The organism is Pseudolabrys sp. Root1462, from assembly GCF_001426945.1.
Lineage (GTDB): Bacteria > Pseudomonadota > Alphaproteobacteria > Rhizobiales > Xanthobacteraceae > Pseudolabrys.
On sequence record NZ_LMFS01000001.1, the window covers coordinates 1,352,734 to 1,371,615 of the forward strand.

Here is an 18,882-nt window from a genome sequence, read left to right on the forward strand (position 1 = left end):
CGGGCCCGTCACGGACGCGGCCCGGCGTTCACGCCTTTGTTTTGAATTTGCGGCCGGCGGCATGCCGGCATAGCGGAGAAGAATATGAACCAAGAGATCATGAATCTTTTCAGCCCGACGACTCCGGCTCAGGTCTTCGACCAGATCCGGATCTCGATCGCGAGCCCTGAGAAGATTTTGTCGTGGTCCTACGGCGAAATCAAAAAGCCCGAAACGATCAACTATCGTACCTTCAAGCCCGAGCGCGACGGCCTGTTCTGCGCCCGCATCTTCGGGCCGATCAAGGATTACGAGTGCTTGTGCGGCAAGTACAAGCGCATGAAGTACAAGGGCATCATCTGCGAAAAGTGCTCGGTCGAAGTGACCTTGTCGCGCGTGCGTCGTGAGCGCATGGGCCACATCGAACTGGCCGCGCCGGTCGCGCACATCTGGTTCCTGAAGTCGCTGCCGAGCCGCATCGGTATGCTGCTCGACATGACGCTCAAGGATCTCGAGCGCATCCTGTACTTCGAGTACTACGTCGTTCTCGAGCCGGGTCTCACCCCGCTCAAGGACCGTCAGCTGCTGTCCGAGGACGAGTACCTCAAGGCGCAGGACGAGTTCGGCCAGGATTCCTTCACCGCCGCGATCGGCGCCGAAGCGATTCGCGAAATGCTCAAGGGCATGGACCTGGACAAGCTCCAGGCCGAGCTGCGCGTTGAGCTGACCGAGACCGACAGCGACATCAAGAAGAAGAAGCTCGCCAAGCGTCTCAAGCTGATCGAGGCGTTCGTTCAGTCCGGCAACAAGCCGGAGTGGATGATCCTGACCGTGGTGCCGGTGATCCCGCCGGACCTGCGTCCGCTCGTTCCGCTCGACGGCGGCCGCTTCGCCACGTCGGATCTCAACGATCTCTATCGCCGCGTCATCAACCGCAACAACCGCTTGAAGCGGCTGATCGAGCTGCGCGCGCCGGACATCATCATCCGCAACGAAAAGCGCATGCTGCAGGAAGCGGTCGATGCGCTGTTCGACAACGGCCGTCGCGGCCGCGTCATCACCGGCGCCAACAAGCGTCCGCTGAAGTCGCTCGCCGACATGCTCAAGGGCAAGCAGGGCCGGTTCCGCCAGAACCTGCTCGGCAAGCGCGTCGACTATTCGGGCCGTTCGGTGATCGTGGTCGGTCCCGAGCTCAAGCTGCATCAGTGCGGCCTGCCGAAGAAGATGGCGCTCGAACTGTTCAAGCCGTTCATCTACTCGCGGCTCGACGCCAAGGGTCTGTCCACGACCGTGAAGCAGGCCAAGAAGCTGGTCGAGAAGGAAAAGCCGGAAGTCTGGGACATCCTCGACGAGGTGATCCGCGAGCATCCGGTGCTGCTGAACCGCGCGCCGACCCTGCATCGCCTCGGCATCCAGGCCTTCGAGCCGGTGCTGATCGAGGGCAAGGCGATCCAGCTGCATCCGCTGGTCTGCGCCGCGTTCAACGCCGACTTCGACGGCGACCAGATGGCCGTGCACGTTCCGCTGTCGCTCGAAGCGCAGCTGGAAGCGCGCGTCCTGATGATGTCGACCAACAACATCCTGCATCCGGCGAACGGTCAGCCGATCATCGTGCCGTCGCAGGACATCGTGCTCGGCCTCTACTATCTGTCGCTGATCCGCGAAGGCTCGCCCGGCGAGGGCAAGATCTTCGGCGACATGGCCGACATCGAGCACGCGTTGAACGTCAAGGCGATCACGCTGCACTCCAAGATCAAGTATCGCTGGGAAGGCGTCGACGCCGAAGGCAACATGGTCCGCAAGTGGTACGAGACCACGCCGGGCCGCGTGCTGCTCGGTGCGGTGCTGCCGAAGAACGTCAAGGCGCCGTTCGACATCGTCAACAAGCTCATGACCAAGCGTGAGATTTCGGGGATGATCGATACCGTCTACCGCCACTGCGGTCAGAAGGAGACGGTGATCTTCTGCGATCGCATCATGGCGCTCGGCTTCTATCACGCGTTCAAGGCCGGCATTTCGTTCGGCAAGGACGACATGGTGGTGCCGGCTTCGAAGTGGGGCACGGTGGAGAAGACCCGTGAACTCGCCAAGGAGTTCGAGCAGCAGTACAACGACGGTCTCATCACTCAGGGTGAGAAGTACAACAAGGTCGTCGACGCCTGGTCGAAGTCCACCGACGCCATCGCCGATGCGATGATGAAGGAGATCTCGGCGGTCCGGAAGGACAAGGATGGCCGCGACATGCAGATCAACTCGATCTACATGATGGCCCACTCCGGCGCCCGCGGGTCGCCGGCCCAGATGCGTCAGCTCGCCGGCATGCGCGGCCTCATGGCCAAGCCGTCGGGTGAGATCATCGAGACGCCGATCATCTCGAACTTCAAGGAAGGCCTGTCGGTTCTCGAGTACTTCAACTCGACCCACGGCGCCCGTAAGGGCCTCGCGGACACCGCGTTGAAGACCGCGAACTCCGGCTACCTGACCCGCCGTCTCGTCGACGTGGCGCAGGACTGCATCATCACCGAGCCGGACTGCGGCTCGACCAACGGCATCGCGGTCCGCGCCATCATCGACGCGGGCACGGTCGTTGCGCCGCTGGCGATCCGTATTCTCGGCCGTACCACGGCAGAGGACATCAAGGATCCGACCTCGGGCGACGTGGTGATCAAGGCCAACACGCTGCTGACCGAGCCGGAAGTCGATCGGGTCGTTAAGTCGGGCGCGCAGGAAGTGAAGATCCGCTCCGTGCTCACCTGCGAAACCAAGATCGGCGTCTGCGGTGCGTGCTACGGCCGCGATCTGGCGCGCGGTACTCCGGTCAACATGGGCGAGGCGGTGGGCGTCATCGCCGCCCAGTCGATCGGCGAGCCGGGCACCCAGCTCACCATGCGTACGTTCCACATCGGCGGCGCCGCTCAGATCAACGAGCAGTCGTTCATCGAGTCGAACTTTGACGGCAAGATCGTCATCAAGAACAAGAACATCGCCCGCAACTCCGAAGGGCAGACGGTGGCGATGGTTCGCAACATGGTGGTGGCGGTGGTCGATCCCGACGGGACCGAGCGTGCGCACCATCGTATTCCTTACGGCGCGCGCATGCGCGTCGACGAGGGCGACCAGATCAAGCGCGGCCAGCGTATCGCCGAGTGGGATCCCTACACCCGTCCGATCCTCACCGAAGTCGACGGCACTGTCGATTTCGAGGACATGGTCGACGGCCTGTCGATGTCCGAACAGCTCGACGAGTCGACCGGCATCGCCAAGCGCGTGGTCATCGACTGGCGCACGGGTTCGTCGCGCAACCAGGCGGATCTCCGTCCGGCCATGGTCGTCAAGGGCAAGGATGGCAGCATCCTCAAGCTCGCTCGTGGCGGCGAGGCGCGCTATCTGCTCGCGGTCGATGCGATCATCTCGGTCGATCCGGGCAGCAGCGTGAAGGCGGGCGACGTCATTGCGCGTATCCCGACCGAAAGCGCCAAGACGCGCGACATCACCGGCGGTCTGCCGCGGGTGGCGGAGCTGTTCGAAGCACGCAAGCCGAAGGATGCGGCGATCATCGCCGAGATCGGCGGCACGGTGCGGTTCGGCAAGGACTACAAGAACAAGCGTCGCATCACCATCGAGCCGGCCGACAAGTCGCTTGAGCCCAAGGAGTATCTGATCCCGAAGGGCAAGCACATCCACTTGCAGGATGGCGACGTGCTCGAGAAGGGCGATTATATCGTCGAGGGCAATCCCGCTCCGCACGACATTCTCGCCATCAAGGGTGTCGAGGAACTGGCGGCTTACCTGGTCAACGAAATCCAGGAGGTCTATCGGTTGCAGGGCGTTATGATCAACGACAAGCACATCGAGGTGATTGTTCGCCAGATGCTGCAGAAGGTCGAGATCACCGACGCCGGCGAAACCGATCTCCTGGCGAGCGAGCAGGTCGATCGCAGCGATTTCGATGCGATCAACCTCAAGGCGGTCGAGGAGGGCAAGAAGCCCGCCGTCGGTCACCCGGTGCTGCTCGGCATCACCAAGGCGTCGCTGCAGACCCGGTCGTTCATCTCGGCCGCGTCGTTCCAGGAGACCACGCGCGTCCTCACCGAAGCCGCGGTCAACGGCAAGGCGGATACGCTCGACGGCCTCAAGGAGAACGTCATCGTCGGCCGCCTCATCCCGGCGGGCACCGGCGCCATGATGAACCAGCTGCGCGAAGTCGCCATGAAGCGCGACGCGCTCATCCTGGAAGAGCGCGAGAAGGATGCCGCCAAGCAGGCGGCGACCCCGATCGAAGCTCCGGCGCTGCCGCCGGCGGAATAAACCAGGCGCGCAGCCTGCGTTTATTTGGCTCTGACAAGATCAAAGGCCGCCCTCCGGGGCGGCCTTTTCATTTGTGCCGCAGTGCGAAGCGCGATTGCCCGCGATTGCCTATGACGGAGCGGCTTTCAGAAAGAATTCAGAAAGGGCCCACTGAATTCAGCGCGGCGTTCAGGACTTTGGCCGGCGGCAACGTCAGGATGGCGCTTCCCATTATCGGAGAGACTCAATGAAGCACGTCCTCGTTGCGCTTGCTGCCGCTGTGACCTTCACCACCATCCTGGCCGGCAGTCCGGCCCGCGCCGATTCCGACGACGTCAAATGGGTCGGTCAGTGCGTCAAGGACAACAAGGACGAGGGACAGACGGTGGAAGTGATCACCGCCTACTGCACCTGCATGAACAACAAGATGTCGTCGAACGAGACGCGCACCATCACGCAGTGGGAAAAGAGCCACAAGACGGAGATGGAAGCCTGCTCGACCCAGGCCGGCTGGAAGGGGCGCTGATCGCGCGCCCGCCCGCTCATGTCCCGCAGCGCCGTGCTCAGCCTGGTCATCGTCTTGCTGGCCGCCATCCCACGGGCGGACGCCGAGACGCTGCTTGAGCGCGGCGACTATCTCGTCAATCACCTGATGAGTTGCAGTAACTGCCATTCGCCGCGCGGGCCGGGCGCGGCGAGCCGTGCTCTGTCGGGCGGCGTGCAGGTGTTCGACGAGCCGTGGTTTCGCGTCAAAGGTGCCAATATCACGCCGGACCGTGACACCGGCATCGGTACCTGGAGCGACGATGACATCAAGCGGGCGATCACGCTGGGGGTGCGGCCGAACGGCACGCCGCTCGCCGAAGCGATGCCGTCGGCCTTCTTCCGCATCCTGACGCCGCGCGATCTCGATGCCCTTGTCGCTTACCTGCGGTCGGTGCCGGCCGTGCGCAACGAGGTCACGGCGCCGGTCTATAAGGCCGCGGTGCCGCCGTCGCCGGCTTACCCGCCGGCGGTCAAACGCTTCAGCGATGCCGATCTCGGTGACCCGGCAAAGCGCGGGCTTTATCTATCGACCGTCGCCCACTGCATGGCCTGCCATGCCCGCACCTCGGAGGAGGTGCCGGCCGACTACATCAAAACCCTCGGCAAGGGCGGACGCGCCTTCAAAGGCCCGTGGGGCGAAACCCGCTCGGCCAATATCACGTCGAGCCGCACCGCCGGCATCGGAGCCTGGAGCGACGCCGAGCTCAGGCGCGCGCTGACCGAGGGCGTCACGCCCGACGGCCGCAAGCTCCGGCCGCCGATGAGCGATCACGTCGCCTATTACCGGACCTGGAACGCCGGCGACCTCGACGCCCTGGTTGCCTGGGTGCGGACGATCCCACCCCTCGAGTAAAGCCGTCCAGGCCGACCGTCAGACGGACGCCTCGGGAGGCGGCCGCGGTATCCTGCGGTCAGGCACGGTCGGCTCCGCGGACCCGCACGCGACACGATTCGCAATTTCGTCTCCGAATCCGTCGATTCGAGCTCGATCCTGAATCATCGTCATCGGCCGGCCGCCTTTGGCGGGTCGATCTGGCTACCGGTCTGGGCTTGGTCGTCCAGTGGCCCAGTCGGGCGCCGGCTGAGGTCTGTGCGCAGCCCGCGCGGATAGAACGGGCAGGGGGCGCCGCGATTCTCGACCGCGCCGACAAAAAATACCGTGATATCAATACCCTAGACTACAGGACCGTTCGTCGTTGGCACCCGGGCCCGGACGGCGGCGCGGCGGCGAAAGCCCCACCTTGCGCCGGAACGCCAGCATGATCATATCCTGTTTCGAGCCGGCCATTTCGCGATGCAAAGCTGCGCAGGAGCCGCTGTTTTCAAGGCTTTTTCGCCTTGACTTCAACCGACCCTGCCGATACACACGCCCATCTTTTCGACAGGCGGTGAGCTTCGTCTGATCGGAACGGCCGCCCGGGCATTCCTTTGAAATCCCATCTGGTTTTTCTCGGATTCCTGGCGCCTTCGCCTCGATCAAAGAAGCTCAAACGCTGTCGCTGACAGCCACTGTCAGTTCATGTGTACGGCCACGCCGCTTTCGCAGGAAAGCGACGGCGTCCGTCAGAACGGGAAGGCGCCCCCGCTGGTTCAGCGGATGGCGCGATTTCGTTTTGCGTGCGGTCAACGCACGGAAGAAGAACATGCGGCCGGCGGCCGTGTGACGAAACCGATGCCGGGCTTTGCGGCCCAGTTAATTCCGGACCTTGTGGGTCCATCACGTAACGAAGGCGAACGATGCCGACGATCAACCAGTTGATTGCGAACCCGCGCCACCCGCTCAAGGCGCGCAACAAGGTGCCGGCGCTGCAGGCGTCCCCGCAGAAGCGTGGCGTTTGCACCCGCGTCTATACGACCACGCCGAAGAAGCCGAACTCGGCGCTTCGCAAGGTGGCCAAGGTTCGCTTGACCAACGGTTTCGAAGTCATCGGCTACATCCCGGGTGAAGGTCATAACCTTCAGGAGCACTCGGTCGTCATGATCCGCGGCGGCCGCGTCAAGGATTTGCCCGGCGTCCGCTATCACATCCTGCGCGGCGTGCTCGATACGCAGGGCGTCAAGAACCGTAAGCAGCGCCGTTCGAAGTACGGCGCGAAGCGTCCGAAGTAGGGGTTACCGATATGTCCCGTCGTCACGCAGCAGAAAAGCGCGAAATCACGATCGATCCGAAGTACGGGTCCGCGGTCGTGTCGAAGTTCATGAACGCCGTCATGTATGACGGCAAGAAGTCGGTCGCCGAGACGATCGTCTATGGCGCGCTCTCGACCATCGAGACCAAGACCAAGGCGAACCCGCTGACCGTGTTCCAGCAGGCGCTGGACAATGTGATGCCCTCGATCGAAGTCCGGTCGCGTCGCGTCGGCGGCGCCACCTACCAGGTGCCGGTCGAAGTCCGCACCACCCGTCGTCAGGCTCTCGGCATCCGCTGGATCATCAATGCCGCTCGCGATCGCAACGAGCGCACAATGACCGAGCGTCTCTCGGCCGAACTGCTCGACGCCTCGAACAATCGCGGCAACGCGGTCAAGAAGCGCGAAGACACTCATAAGATGGCGGAAGCCAACCGGGCCTTCTCGCACTACCGCTGGTAAAAGCGGCCAAAGAATTCAGGAACGACTGCTATGCCTCGCGTCCACGCAATCGAGAACTACCGCAACTTCGGCATCATGGCCCACATTGATGCGGGCAAGACGACGACGACTGAGCGGATTCTCTATTACACCGGCAAGAGCCACAAGATCGGCGAGGTGCATGAAGGCGCCGCGACGATGGACTGGATGGAGCAGGAACAAGAGCGCGGCATCACCATTACGTCGGCCGCGACGACTGCCTTCTGGAACGGCAAGCGCCTCAACATCATCGACACTCCCGGCCACGTCGACTTCACCATCGAAGTGGAGCGTTCGCTGCGCGTGCTCGACGGCGCCGTCGTCGTGCTCGACGGCAACCAGGGTGTCGAGCCGCAGACCGAAACCGTCTGGCGCCAGGGCGACAAGTATCGCGTTCCGCGTATCGTCTTCGCCAACAAGATGGATAAGACGGGCGCCGATTTCTACAAATGTCTGCAGGACATCATCGACCGCCTCGGCGCCAAGCCGGTTGCGATCCAGCTGCCGATCGGCGCTGAGAACAATTTCGTCGGCATGGTCGATCTCGTTCTGATGAAGGCCTATCTCTGGAACAACGAGGCGCTCGGCGCCAAGTTCGACACCATCGATATCCCGGCCGACCTCGTCGACAAGGCGAAGGAATACCGCGAGAAGCTGGTCGAAGCCGCCGTCGAACTCGACGATGCCGCGATGACCGATTATCTCGACGGCAAGGAGCCGGATGTCGAGACGCTCAAGAAGCTCATCCGCAAGGCGGTGATCACCGGCGCGTTCTATCCGGTGCTGTGCGGTTCGGCGTTCAAGAACAAGGGCGTGCAGCCGCTGCTCGACGCGGTCGTCGACTATCTGCCGTCGCCGCTGGACGTGCCCGCGATCAAGGGCATCAATCCGGACAAGGAAAACGAAGAGACGACCCGTGAGCCGAAGGACGACGCGCCGCTGTCGCTGCTCGCCTTCAAGATCATGGACGATCCCTTCGTCGGCACCATCACGTTCTGCCGCATTTATTCGGGCACGCTGAACAGCGGCACCGGCGTCATCAACTCGACCAAAGAGCGCAAAGAGCGCATCGGCCGCATGTTGTTGATGCATGCCAACAACCGCGAAGACATCAAGGAAGCCTTTGCCGGCGACATCGTCGCGCTGGCCGGCCTGAAAGAGACCCGCACGGGCGACACGCTGTGCGATCCTGACAAGCCCGTCATCCTCGAGAAGATGGAATTCCCCGAGCCGGTCATCGAAATCGCCATCGAGCCGAAGTCGAAGGCGGATCAGGAAAAGCTCGGCGTCGCGCTGGCAAAGCTGGCGGCGGAAGATCCGTCGTTCCGCGTTTCGACCGACCAGGAGAGCGGCCAGACCATTCTCAAGGGCATGGGCGAACTGCATCTCGACATCAAGGTCGACATCCTCAAGCGCACCTACAAGGTCGATGCCAACATCGGCGCGCCGCAGGTTGCCTATCGCGAGAAGATCACCAGGGCGGCGGAAGTCGATTACACGCACAAGAAGCAGACCGGCGGTTCGGGCCAGTTCGCTCGCGTGAAGATCATTGCCGAGCCGACCGAGCCGGGCGTGCCGTTCGAATTCGAGAACGAGATCGTCGGCGGCGCGGTGCCGAAAGAATTCATCCCGGGCGTCGAGAAGGGCCTCGAGTCGGTTCTCAGCTCGGGCGTGCTCGCCGGCTTCCCCGTGGTCGACCTCAAGGTCCGCCTCGTGGACGGCAACTATCATGACGTCGACTCGTCGGCGCTGGCCTTCGAAATCGCGTCGCGCGCCGCTTTGCGCGAGGCGCTGCAGAAGGGCAAGGCGGTTCTGCTCGAGCCGATCATGAAGGTCGAAGTGGTGACCCCGGAAGACTATACCGGTTCGGTCATCGGCGATCTGAACTCGCGGCGTGGCCAGATCCAGGGCCAGGACATGCGCGGCAACGCCAACGTCATCAACGCGATGGTGCCGCTTGCCAACATGTTCGGTTACGTGAACAACCTGCGTTCGATGTCGCAGGGCCGCGCGACCTTCACCATGCAATTCGATCACTATGCTGAAACGCCGGCGAATGTGTCGGCGGAAGTGCAAAAGAAATTCGCCTAAACGGCGACAGATAAACCTGAAAGTTCTGAACGGAGAGCTCCATGGCCAAAGAAAAATTCAACCGCAATAAGCCGCACTGCAACATTGGCACCATCGGTCACGTTGACCATGGCAAGACGTCGCTGACGGCGGCGATCACCAAGGTGCTGGCTGAAACCGGCGGCGCGACGTTCACCGCCTACGACCAGATCGACAAGGCGCCGGAAGAGAAGGCGCGCGGCATCACCATCTCGACCGCGCACGTCGAATACGAGACGACGAACCGCCACTACGCGCACGTCGACTGCCCCGGCCACGCCGACTACGTGAAGAACATGATCACCGGCGCCGCGCAGATGGACGGCGCGATCCTGGTCGTCTCGGCCGCTGACGGCCCGATGCCGCAGACCCGTGAGCACATCCTGCTCGCTCGCCAGGTCGGCGTGCCGGCGATCGTCGTGTTCATGAACAAGTGCGACATGGTCGACGACCCGGAACTGCTCGAACTCGTCGAGCTCGAAGTCCGCGAGCTTCTGTCGAAGTACCAGTTCCCGGGCGACAAGATCCCGATCATCAAGGGCTCGGCCCTGATGGCGCTGGAAGGCAAGGAGCCGAAGCTCGGCCACGACGCCATCCTCGAGCTGATGAAGGCTGTCGACGAATACATCCCGCAGCCGGAGCGTCCGGTTGACCTGCCGTTCCTGATGCCGGTCGAAGACGTGTTCTCGATCTCGGGCCGCGGCACCGTCTGCACCGGTCGCGTCGAGCGCGGCATCGTCAAGGTCGGCGAGGAAGTCGAAATCGTCGGCATCAAGCCGACGCAGAAGACCACCGTCACCGGCGTCGAAATGTTCCGCAAGCTGCTCGATCAGGGCCAGGCCGGCGACAACATCGGCGCGCTGCTGCGCGGCACCAAGCGTGAGGAAGTCGAGCGCGGCCAGGTTCTCTGCAAGCCGGGTTCGGTCAAGCCGCACACCAAGTTCAAGGCTGAGGCGTACATCCTCACCAAGGAAGAGGGCGGCCGTCACACTCCGTTCTTCACCAACTATCGTCCGCAGTTCTACTTCCGCACCACCGACGTGACCGGTGTCGTGCATCTGCCGGCCGGCACCGAAATGGTGATGCCGGGCGACAACATCGCGATGGAAGTGCACCTGATCGTGCCGATCGCGATGGAAGAGAAACTGCGCTTCGCCATCCGCGAAGGCGGCCGCACCGTCGGCGCCGGCGTCGTGGCGTCGATCATCGAGTAAGCAAGTCGCTGTGGCCCCCGCCCGAACAGGGCGGGGGCTCGGCAATCCTGAATGGCGCGGGCGAATTGCTTTCCGTGTCCGGGCGGGACAACGAGCAGGTAGCGAATACTGGATCATCCGTTTGAACGGATGATGACAGTCAGAGAGACAAACAAATGAACGGCCAGAATATTCGGATCCGGCTCAAGGCGTTCGACCATCGCGTGCTCGATGCGTCGACGCGCGAGATCGTCAACACCGCCAAGCGCACCGGCGCGCAGGTGCGTGGGCCGATTCCGCTGCCGACGCGTATCGAGAAGTTCACCGTGAACCGCTCGCCGCACGTCGACAAGAAGAGCCGTGAACAGTTCGAGATGCGCACGCACAAGCGTCTCTTGGACATCGTCGACCCGACGCCGCAGACCGTGGACGCGCTGATGAAGCTCGACCTCGCCGCGGGCGTCGACGTCGAGATCAAGCTTTAAGGCCGGGTGAGGACCACAAAGATGCGTACGGGTGTCGTCGCACAGAAATTGGGTATGACCCGGCTGTTCACCGAGGCTGGTGAACACGTGCCGGTCACGGTACTGCAGCTCGCGCAGTGCCAAGTCGTGGCCCATCGTTCCAAAGACAAGGACGGTTACGTCGCGCTGCAGCTCGGTTCGGGCCCGCGTCGCGCCGGTAACATGAGCAAGGCCGACCGCGGCTACTTCGCCAAGGCGAAGGTTGAGCCGAAGCGCAAGCTGGCGGAATTCCGCGTCAGCGAAGATGCGCTGATCCCGGTGGGCGCCGAAATCACCGCCGACCACTTCGTCGAGGGTCAGTTCGTCGACGTCTGCGGCATCTCGGTCGGTAAGGGCTTTGCCGGCGGCATGAAGCGCTGGAACTTCGGCGGTCTGCGCGCTTCGCACGGTGTGTCGATCTCGCACCGTTCGATCGGTTCGACCGGCGGCCGTCAGGACCCGGGCAAGACCTTCAAGAACAAGAAGATGCCGGGCCACATGGGCGTCGATCGCGTGACCACCTTGAACCTCAAGGTCGCCAAGATCGACATCGAACGCGGCCTGATCATGGTTCACGGCGCGGTGCCGGGCGCCAAGGGCGGCTGGATCACCGTGCGCGACGCGATCAAGAAGCCGATGCACAAGGATGCGGCCAAGCCGGGCAAGTTCCGTGCGGCCAATAGCGCCGAGGCGCCGGCTGCTGAAGCCTCCGCCGATAAGGAGGGCGCATAACATGGATATGAAGATCACCACTTTTGAAGGCAAGGAAGCCGGCTCGGTGAGCCTGTCGGACGAGATCTTCGGTCTCGAGCCGCGCGCCGACATCATTCAGCGCTGCGTCAACTGGCAGCTCGCTCGCCGCCAGCGTGGCACGCACAAGACCAAGGATCGCTCCGAGGTCTGGCGTACCGGCAAGAAGATGTACGCGCAGAAGGGCACCGGCGGCGCTCGTCACGGTTCGGCTCGCGTTCCGCAGTTCCGCGGCGGTGGCCGTGCATTCGGTCCGGTCGTGCGTAGCCATGCGATCGACCTGCCGAAGAAGGTGCGGGCGCTCGCGCTCAAGCACGCTCTGTCGGCGAAGGCCAAGGACGGCGCGATTGTCGTCGTCGACAAGGCCTCGCTGAACGAAGCCAAGACCAAGGCGCTTGCCACGCAGTTCGGCAAGATGTCGCTGGCCAACGCGCTGATCATCGACGGCGCCGAGCTCGAGGCGAACTTCGCGATCGCGGCGCGCAACATTCCGAACATCGACGTGCTGCCGATCCAGGGCATCAACGTCTACGACATCATGCGGCGTAAGACTCTCGTCCTCACCCGGGCGGCGGTCGACGCGCTGGAGGCGCGGTTCAAATGAGCACCAGCGACACCCGTCATTACGACGTCATCGTCTCCCCCGTGATCACCGAAAAGGCGACCATGGCGTCGGAGTTCAACAAGGTGACCTTCAAGGTCCGTCGCAACGCCACGAAGCCGCAGATCAAGGAAGCGGTCGAGAAGCTGTTCGACGTGAAGGTCAAGAGCGTCAACACGCTTGTCCGTCAGGGCAAGATCAAGGCGTTCAAGAACAAGCTCGGACAACAGTCCGACGTGAAGCGCGCGATCGTGACCCTCGAAGAGGGCCACCGCATCGACGTGACCACGGGTCTGTAAGAGGTCGGCGATGGCACTTAAAACATACAATCCGACGACCCCGAGCCAGCGGCACCTGATCAGCGTCGATCGTTCGACGCTGTACAAGGGCGCGCCGGTCAAGGCGCTGACCGAAGGTCAGCACTCGTCGGGCGGCCGCAACAATTCGGGCCGCATCACCTCGCGCTTCCGCGGCGGTGGCCACAAGCAGGCCTATCGCAAGATCGACTTCCGCCGTGCCAAGAAGGACATGGTGGCGACGGTCGAGCGCCTGGAATATGACCCGAACCGCACCGCGTTCATTGCGCTGATCAAGTACGAAGATGGCGAGCTCGCCTACATCCTGGCGCCGCAGCGTCTCGGCGCCGGCGACAAGGTCATCTCGGCCGACCAGGCGGACGTGAAGCCGGGCAACGCAATGCCGCTCGGCGCCATTCCGGTCGGCACCATCGTTCACAACGTCGAACTGAAGATCGGCAAGGGCGGCCAGCTCGCGCGTTCGGCCGGCACCTACGTGCAGATCGTCGGTCGCGATGGCGAGTACGTCATTATCCGCCTGTCGACGTCGGAACAGCGCCTCGTTCACGGCCGCTGCATGGCGACCATCGGTGCGGTGTCGAACCCCGACAACATGAACACGACGATCGCCAAGGCGGGCCGTCAGCGCTGGCGTGGCCGCATGCCGCACAACCGCGGCATCGTCATGAATCCGGTCGATCATCCGCACGGCGGTCGTACCAAGGGCGGCAAGCACTGGGTTACCCCGTGGGGCAAGCCGACCAAGGGCGCCAAGACCCGCAAGAACAAGCGCACCACCAAATTCATTATGGTCAGCCGTCACGACCGTAAGAAGCAGCAGCAGTAGGATTTGCAGCGATGACCCGTTCAGCCTGGAAAGGCCCGTTCGTTGACGGCTTTCTGCTCAAGAAAGCAGAAGCCGCTCGCGCGTCCGGCCGCCACGACATGATCAAGATCTGGAGCCGGCGCTCGACCATCCTGCCGCAGTTCGTCGGTCTGCATTTCACCGTCTACAACGGCCAGAAGCACGTGCCGGTGATGGTGTCGGAAGAAATGGTGGGTCACAAGTTCGGCGAATTCGCGCCGAGCCGTACCTTCCACGGCCACAGCGCCGACCGTAAGGCGAAGAAGGCCTGAGGATAGAGAAATGGGCAAGCGTTCACGCGATCGGGATCTCCCGAACAATGAAGCCAAGGCTGTGACCCGGAATATCCGGATCTCGCCGCAGAAGCTCAATCTCGTCGCGCAGATGATCCGCGGCAAGAAGGTCGCGGGTGCGCTCGCCGACCTCGAATTCTCGCGCAAGCGCATCGCCAAGGATGTGCGCAAGTGCCTGGAGTCGGCGATCGCCAACGCCGAAAACAATCACGACCTCGACGTCGACGATCTCATCGTCGCCGAGGCTCACGTCGGAAAGTCGCTCGTCATGAAGCGCTTTTCCCCGCGCGGCCGCGGCCGTGTCGGTCAAATTCTGAAGCCGTTTTCGCATCTGACGATCGTCGTTCGTCAGGTCGAAGCCGCGGCCGAAGCCTGAGGAGGCTGTCAGTGGGTCAAAAAATCAATCCGATCGGTCTGCGCCTCGGCATCAACCGCACCTGGGATTCGCGTTGGTTCGCCAACAAGACCGAGTACGGCACGCTGCTGCACGAGGACATCAAGATCCGCGCGGCTCTGATGAAGGAGCTGAAGCAGGCGGCCGTTTCGAAGATCATCATCGAGCGGCCGCACAAGAAGTGCCGCGTCACCGTTCACTCGGCCCGCCCGGGCGTCGTGATCGGCAAGAAGGGCGCCGATATCGAGAAGCTGCGCAAGACCGTTGCGAAGCTGACCGACAGCGATGTCGTCATCAACATCGTCGAAATCCGCAAGCCGGAACTCGACGCGCAGCTGGTCGCTGAATCGATCGCCCAGCAGCTCGAGCGCCGCGTTGCGTTCCGCCGCGCCATGAAGCGCGCGGTGCAGTCGGCGATGCGTCTCGGCGCCGAAGGCATCCGTATCAACTGCTCGGGCCGCCTCGGCGGTTCGGAAATCGCGCGCATGGAGTGGTATCGCGAAGGTCGCGTTCCGCTGCACACGCTCCGCGCCGACGTCGATTACGGCGTCGCCACCGCCTTCACCACGTTCGGTACCTGCGGCGTCAAGGTCTGGATCTTCAAGGGCGAAATCCTTGAGCACGACCCGATGGCCCAGGACAAGAAGCTCGCCGAAGGCGATTCCGGCCGTCCGTCGCGCCGCGAAAACGCGTAACGAGATAAAGTCATGCTGCAGCCAAAGAAAACCAAGTTCCGCAAGGCGTTCAAGGGCCGTATCCACGGCGTCGCCTCGTCGGGCGCCACCCTGGCCTTCGGCCAGTTCGGTCTCAAGGCTCTCGAGCCGGAGCGCGTCACCGCGCGCCAGATCGAAGCCGCCCGCCGCGCCCTGACCCGCTTTATGAAGCGCGCCGGCCGCGTCTGGATCCGCGTGTATCCGGACGTGCCCGTGTCGAAGAAGCCGATCGAAGTGCGCATGGGTAAAGGCAAGGGCTCGCCCGAACTCTGGGTCGTGCGCGTCAAGCCGGGCAAGATCCTGTTCGAGGTGGATGGCATCAGCCAGGCCATCGCCAAGGAAGCCTTGACGCTCGCTGCGGCCAAGCTTCCGGTCAAGACCCGTTTCATCGAACGCATCGCCGAGTGACGACCATGAAATCCGCCGACGCACGAGCGATGACGCTCGACCAGATCGATGACGAAGTGCTCAAGCTCAAGAAGGAGCAGTTCAACCTGCGCTTTCAGCGGGCCACCGGGCAGCTCGAGAACACCGCGCGCGTGCGCGTCATTCGCCGCGACATCGCGCGGCTGAAGACGATCGCCGCGCAGAAGCGGGGAGGCGACACCCCGGCCGTCAAGGCCGAGGCGCCGAAAACCGCCAAGCCCGCCGCGAAGTCGCGCCGCCTGAAGGCGTCGCGTTCGTCGCCGGCGCGTGAACCGGCTCGTGCGATCGCGCACAAGTCGAACAAGACTAAGAAGAAGTAAGGGGTCAAAGATGCCGAAGCGTACCCTTCAGGGTGTCGTCGTCAGCGACAAGCAGGCCAAGACCATTGTCGTTCAGGTCGACCGGCGCTTTGCCCATCCCACCATGGGCAAGGTTGTTCGTCGTTCGAAGAAGTACCACGCGCACGACGAGAAGAACGAGTTCAAGGTCGGCGACAAGGTGTGGATCGAAGAGCGTCGCCCGCTTTCCAAGCTCAAGTGCTGGGAAGTGATCCGCGGCGAGAAGCGAGCCAAGGTTTGAAGCGAAGCGCTTCCGGCGCTTCGTCGAAGTGAGACGAACAGGATTAACGGCGTCCGCGGCACTAAAGCCGCCCGCCCGCAAGGAATGAGAGCCGCATCATGATTCAGATGCAAACCAATCTCGACGTCGCCGATAATTCCGGTGCGCGCCGCGTCATGTGCATCAAGGTGCTTGGCGGATCGAAGCGTAAGTACGCCACCATCGGCGACATCATCGTCGTCTCGGTGAAGGAAGCGATCCCGCGCGGGCGCGTAAAGAAGGGCGAGGTCATGAAGGCCGTCGTCGTTCGCATCCGCAAGGACATCAAGCGCGCCGACGGTTCGGTGATCCGCTTCGACCGCAACGCCGCGGTGCTGATCAACGCCCAGAGCGAGCCGGTCGGCACCCGTATCTTCGGGCCGGTGCCGCGCGAACTTCGCGCCAAGAACCACATGAAGATTCTTTCGCTCGCCCCGGAGGTGCTGTGATGGCTGCCAAGATCCGTAAAGGCGACAAGGTGATCGTGCTCACCGGCCGCGACAAGGGTCGCACCGGCGAGGTGATCGAAGTGCGTCCCGGCGAAAACCGCGCTTTGGTGCGCGGCGTCGCGATGGTCAAGCGCCACCAGCGCCAGACCGCGCAGAGCCAGGGCGGCATCATCTCCAAGGAAAGCGCGGTCGACCTGTCGAACCTGGCGATCGCGGACCCGAAGGACGGCAAGCCGACCCGGGTTGGTTTCAAATTCATCGGCGAGGGCGCTGACCGCAAGAAAGTGCGTGTTGCCAAGCGCTCGGGAGCGGAAATCGATGGCTGATACTCAGACTGAACAACCGAAGAAGCCGAAGGCCGCCAAACCGGCGAAGCCGGCCGGCGATGAAGCGCCGAAGGCCAAGAAGGCCCGCGTGCCGTCGGACTACACCGCGCGTCTGCGCACGCACTACGACAAGGTCGTGCGTGAGAAGATGGCGAAGGAGTTCGGCTACGCGAACCCGATGCAGATCCCGCAGATCACCAAGGTCGTGCTCAACATGGGCATCGGCGAGGGTGTCGCGGACCGCAAGAAGGTCGAGAACGCCGCCGCCGATCTGGCGCTGATCGCCGGTCAGAAGCCGGTTGTCACGCGCTCGCGCAAGTCGATCGCGAACTACAAGCTGCGCGACGGCCAGGCGATCGGCTGTAAGGTCACGCTGCGCAAGGCGCGCATGTACGATTTCATCGACCGTCTGGTGAACATCGCGCTGCCGCGTATTCGCGACTTCCGCGGCCTCAACCCGAAGAGCTTCGATGGCATGGGCAACTACAGCCTTGGCATCAAGGAATACACCGTGTTCCCGGAAATCGACTTCGACAAGGTCACCGATACCTGGGGCATGGACATCACCGTGTGCACCACCGCGCGTAACGACGACGAAGCGCGCGCGTTGCTCGCGGCATTCAACTTCCCGTTCCGGCAGTGAGAGACGATTAACGTCCCTCATACGCGGAACCGCAAGGAGCAGACTAGATGGCTAAGACGAGTTCGGTCGAGAAGAACAAGCGCCGGCGCCGTATGGCGAAAAAATTCGGGCCGCGTCGCGCGCGCCTGAAGGCGATTGTGCAGAACAAGGAGCTTCCGATGGAGGAGCGGTTCGCCGCGACTCTCAAGCTCGCTGAGCTGCCGCGCAATTCGGCGAAGGTTCGCATTCATAACCGTTGCGAGCTGACGGGCCGTCCGCATGCGTACTACCGCAAGCACAAGCTGAGCCGTATCGCGCTGCGCGACCTCGGCAACAAGGGCCTGATTCCGGGCCTCGTGAAGTCGAGCTGGTAAGGGGGCCGAGATGGTAAACGATCCAATCGGCGATATGATCACACGCATCCGCAATGCGCAGATGCGCGCCAAGTCCAAGGTTTCGATGCCGGGCTCCAAGCAGCGCGAGCGCGTTGCCGAAGTGCTCAAGGCCGAAGGCTACGTCCGCGGTTATGCCGTGGTCGCTCACGCCAACGGCCGCAGCGAGCTCGAAATCGAACTCAAGTATTTCGACGGCGCCCCGGTGATCCGCGAAATCGAACGCGTCTCGAAGCCTGGCCGCCGCGTCTATGCGTCGGTCAAGAACCTGCCGCGCATCAACAACGGTCTCGGCGTTGCCATCGTCTCGACGCCGAAGGGTGTCATGGCCGATCACGCCGCGCGCGACGCCAATGTTGGCGGCGAAATTCTCTGCACGGTGTTCTAATGTCACGAATTGGCAAAAAACCGGTCGCTGTCCCGTCTGGCGTCACCGCCAGTGTCGAAGGTCAGACCGTCAAGGTGAAGGGCGCCAAGGGCGCGCTTCAGGTTGCCTTGCCGGATGACATCATCGTCTCGATGGACAAGAACGCCATCAAGGTGGCGCCGCGAAACGAGACCAAGCGCGCGCGTTCGATGTACGGCACGGCGCGTACGCTGGTGTCGAACCTGATGGTCGGCGTCAGCAAGGGCTTCGAAGAGAAGCTTGAAATCAACGGCGTCGGTTACCGCGCCGCGGTGCAGGGCAAGAACCTGCAGCTGCAGCTCGGCTACTCGCACGACGTCGTGTTCCCGATCCCGGCCGGCATCGCCATCGCGACGCCGAAGCCGACGGAAATCGTGATCACCGGCATCGACAAGCAGGCCGTCGGCCAGGTCGCTGCCGAGATCCGCGACTTCCGCGGTCCGGAACCGTACAAGGGCAAGGGCGTCAAGTACGCCGATGAATTCATCTTCCGCAAGGAAGGCAAGAAGAAGTAAAGGGCTCGAGC

At 63.0% G+C, this 18,882-nt stretch carries 23 protein-coding genes and 1 pseudogene; all 24 read left to right on the forward strand.

Translation table 11 applies throughout. From position 1 onward, the window contains the following. Positions 1 to 84: 84 nt before the first annotated feature. The 24 genes and pseudogenes from rpoC to rplF all read left to right on the forward strand — a co-directional run bounded on the left by rpoC (position 85) and on the right by rplF (position 18,871). Positions 85 to 4,287 carry a DNA-directed RNA polymerase subunit beta' gene (gene rpoC, locus ASD45_RS06485; RefSeq protein WP_056910735.1) on the forward strand — a complete coding sequence of 1,401 codons (4,203 nt, stop codon included), beginning with the start codon at positions 85 to 87 and terminating at the stop codon, positions 4,285 to 4,287. Positions 4,288 to 4,513: 226 nt separating this feature from the next. Beyond that, a complete protein-coding gene (locus ASD45_RS06490) occupies positions 4,514 to 4,792 on the forward strand; it encodes a hypothetical protein (protein WP_056910736.1) in 279 nt (92 codons plus the stop codon). 18 nt (positions 4,793 to 4,810) lie between these two features. Then, on the forward strand, positions 4,811 to 5,665 hold the full coding sequence (locus ASD45_RS06495) for a c-type cytochrome (RefSeq protein ID WP_082540692.1): 855 nt from the start codon (positions 4,811 to 4,813) through the stop codon (positions 5,663 to 5,665). Positions 5,666 to 6,549: 884 nt separating this feature from the next. Next, a complete protein-coding gene (gene rpsL / locus ASD45_RS06500; protein WP_056910737.1) occupies positions 6,550 to 6,921 on the forward strand; it encodes a 30S ribosomal protein S12 in 372 nt (123 codons plus the stop codon). A gap of 11 nt (positions 6,922 to 6,932) precedes the next feature. Continuing rightward, complete coding sequence (rpsG, locus tag ASD45_RS06505; RefSeq protein ID WP_056910738.1) at positions 6,933 to 7,403, forward strand: 30S ribosomal protein S7; 471 nt, start codon at positions 6,933 to 6,935, stop codon at positions 7,401 to 7,403. Between the two features lie 30 nt (positions 7,404 to 7,433). Further along, positions 7,434 to 9,512: an elongation factor G gene (fusA, locus tag ASD45_RS06510; RefSeq protein WP_056910739.1), complete on the forward strand. Its 2,079-nt coding sequence runs from the start codon at positions 7,434 to 7,436 to the stop codon at positions 9,510 to 9,512. 41 nt (positions 9,513 to 9,553) lie between these two features. Continuing rightward, complete coding sequence (gene tuf / locus ASD45_RS06515; protein ID WP_056910740.1) at positions 9,554 to 10,744, forward strand: elongation factor Tu; 1,191 nt, start codon at positions 9,554 to 9,556, stop codon at positions 10,742 to 10,744. A 155-nt stretch (positions 10,745 to 10,899) separates the two neighbouring features. Next, positions 10,900 to 11,208 (forward strand): 30S ribosomal protein S10, encoded by a 309-nt coding sequence (rpsJ, locus tag ASD45_RS06520; protein ID WP_056910741.1) that lies wholly within the window; start codon positions 10,900 to 10,902, stop codon positions 11,206 to 11,208. Between the two features lie 21 nt (positions 11,209 to 11,229). Next, a complete protein-coding gene (rplC, locus tag ASD45_RS06525; RefSeq protein WP_056910742.1) occupies positions 11,230 to 11,958 on the forward strand; it encodes a 50S ribosomal protein L3 in 729 nt (242 codons plus the stop codon). Position 11,959: 1 nt separating this feature from the next. Next, complete coding sequence (rplD, locus tag ASD45_RS06530) at positions 11,960 to 12,580, forward strand: 50S ribosomal protein L4 (RefSeq protein WP_056910743.1); 621 nt, start codon at positions 11,960 to 11,962, stop codon at positions 12,578 to 12,580. Next, positions 12,577 to 12,876, forward strand: a complete 300-nt coding sequence (locus ASD45_RS06535; protein WP_056910744.1) for a 50S ribosomal protein L23 — start codon at positions 12,577 to 12,579, stop codon at positions 12,874 to 12,876. Before rplD ends, ASD45_RS06535 begins: the two co-directional genes overlap by 4 nt. Positions 12,877 to 12,886: 10 nt before the next feature. Continuing rightward, positions 12,887 to 13,720, forward strand: coding sequence for a 50S ribosomal protein L2 (gene rplB, locus ASD45_RS06540; protein ID WP_056910745.1), 834 nt, complete (start codon positions 12,887 to 12,889; stop codon positions 13,718 to 13,720). 11 nt (positions 13,721 to 13,731) lie between these two features. Continuing rightward, a complete protein-coding gene (gene rpsS, locus ASD45_RS06545) occupies positions 13,732 to 14,010 on the forward strand; it encodes a 30S ribosomal protein S19 (protein WP_056910746.1) in 279 nt (92 codons plus the stop codon). A gap of 10 nt (positions 14,011 to 14,020) precedes the next feature. Further along, positions 14,021 to 14,407, forward strand: coding sequence for a 50S ribosomal protein L22 (gene rplV, locus ASD45_RS06550; protein ID WP_056910747.1), 387 nt, complete (start codon positions 14,021 to 14,023; stop codon positions 14,405 to 14,407). An 11-nt stretch (positions 14,408 to 14,418) separates the two neighbouring features. Further along, positions 14,419 to 15,120: a 30S ribosomal protein S3 gene (gene rpsC, locus ASD45_RS06555; protein ID WP_056910748.1), complete on the forward strand. Its 702-nt coding sequence runs from the start codon at positions 14,419 to 14,421 to the stop codon at positions 15,118 to 15,120. Between the two features lie 12 nt (positions 15,121 to 15,132). Beyond that, entirely contained in the window at positions 15,133 to 15,546 is a 414-nt protein-coding gene (gene rplP / locus ASD45_RS06560) for a 50S ribosomal protein L16 (protein ID WP_056910749.1), read from the forward strand. Continuing rightward, a pseudogene (gene rpmC, locus ASD45_RS23960) lies at positions 15,543 to 15,734 on the forward strand (50S ribosomal protein L29); the annotation flags it as partial. The gene rplP and the pseudogene rpmC, both read left to right, overlap by 4 nt. Positions 15,735 to 15,894: 160 nt before the next feature. Next, positions 15,895 to 16,143, forward strand: coding sequence for a 30S ribosomal protein S17 (gene rpsQ, locus ASD45_RS06570; protein WP_056910750.1), 249 nt, complete (start codon positions 15,895 to 15,897; stop codon positions 16,141 to 16,143). A gap of 98 nt (positions 16,144 to 16,241) precedes the next feature. Further along, positions 16,242 to 16,610 carry a 50S ribosomal protein L14 gene (rplN, locus tag ASD45_RS06575; RefSeq protein ID WP_056910751.1) on the forward strand — a complete coding sequence of 123 codons (369 nt, stop codon included), beginning with the start codon at positions 16,242 to 16,244 and terminating at the stop codon, positions 16,608 to 16,610. After that, positions 16,610 to 16,936 carry a 50S ribosomal protein L24 gene (gene rplX, locus ASD45_RS06580; RefSeq protein WP_056910752.1) on the forward strand — a complete coding sequence of 109 codons (327 nt, stop codon included), beginning with the start codon at positions 16,610 to 16,612 and terminating at the stop codon, positions 16,934 to 16,936. Before rplN ends, rplX begins: the two co-directional genes overlap by 1 nt. Continuing rightward, a complete protein-coding gene (gene rplE / locus ASD45_RS06585; protein ID WP_082540693.1) occupies positions 16,929 to 17,579 on the forward strand; it encodes a 50S ribosomal protein L5 in 651 nt (216 codons plus the stop codon). The genes rplX and rplE overlap by 8 nt, the downstream gene beginning before the upstream one ends. A gap of 47 nt (positions 17,580 to 17,626) precedes the next feature. Then, a complete protein-coding gene (gene rpsN, locus ASD45_RS06590; protein WP_056910753.1) occupies positions 17,627 to 17,932 on the forward strand; it encodes a 30S ribosomal protein S14 in 306 nt (101 codons plus the stop codon). A 10-nt stretch (positions 17,933 to 17,942) separates the two neighbouring features. Further along, positions 17,943 to 18,338 carry a 30S ribosomal protein S8 gene (rpsH, locus tag ASD45_RS06595; RefSeq protein WP_056910754.1) on the forward strand — a complete coding sequence of 132 codons (396 nt, stop codon included), beginning with the start codon at positions 17,943 to 17,945 and terminating at the stop codon, positions 18,336 to 18,338. Continuing rightward, a complete protein-coding gene (gene rplF / locus ASD45_RS06600) occupies positions 18,338 to 18,871 on the forward strand; it encodes a 50S ribosomal protein L6 (protein ID WP_056910755.1) in 534 nt (177 codons plus the stop codon). The genes rpsH and rplF overlap by 1 nt, the downstream gene beginning before the upstream one ends. The last annotated feature ends 11 nt before the right edge of the window (positions 18,872 to 18,882 follow it).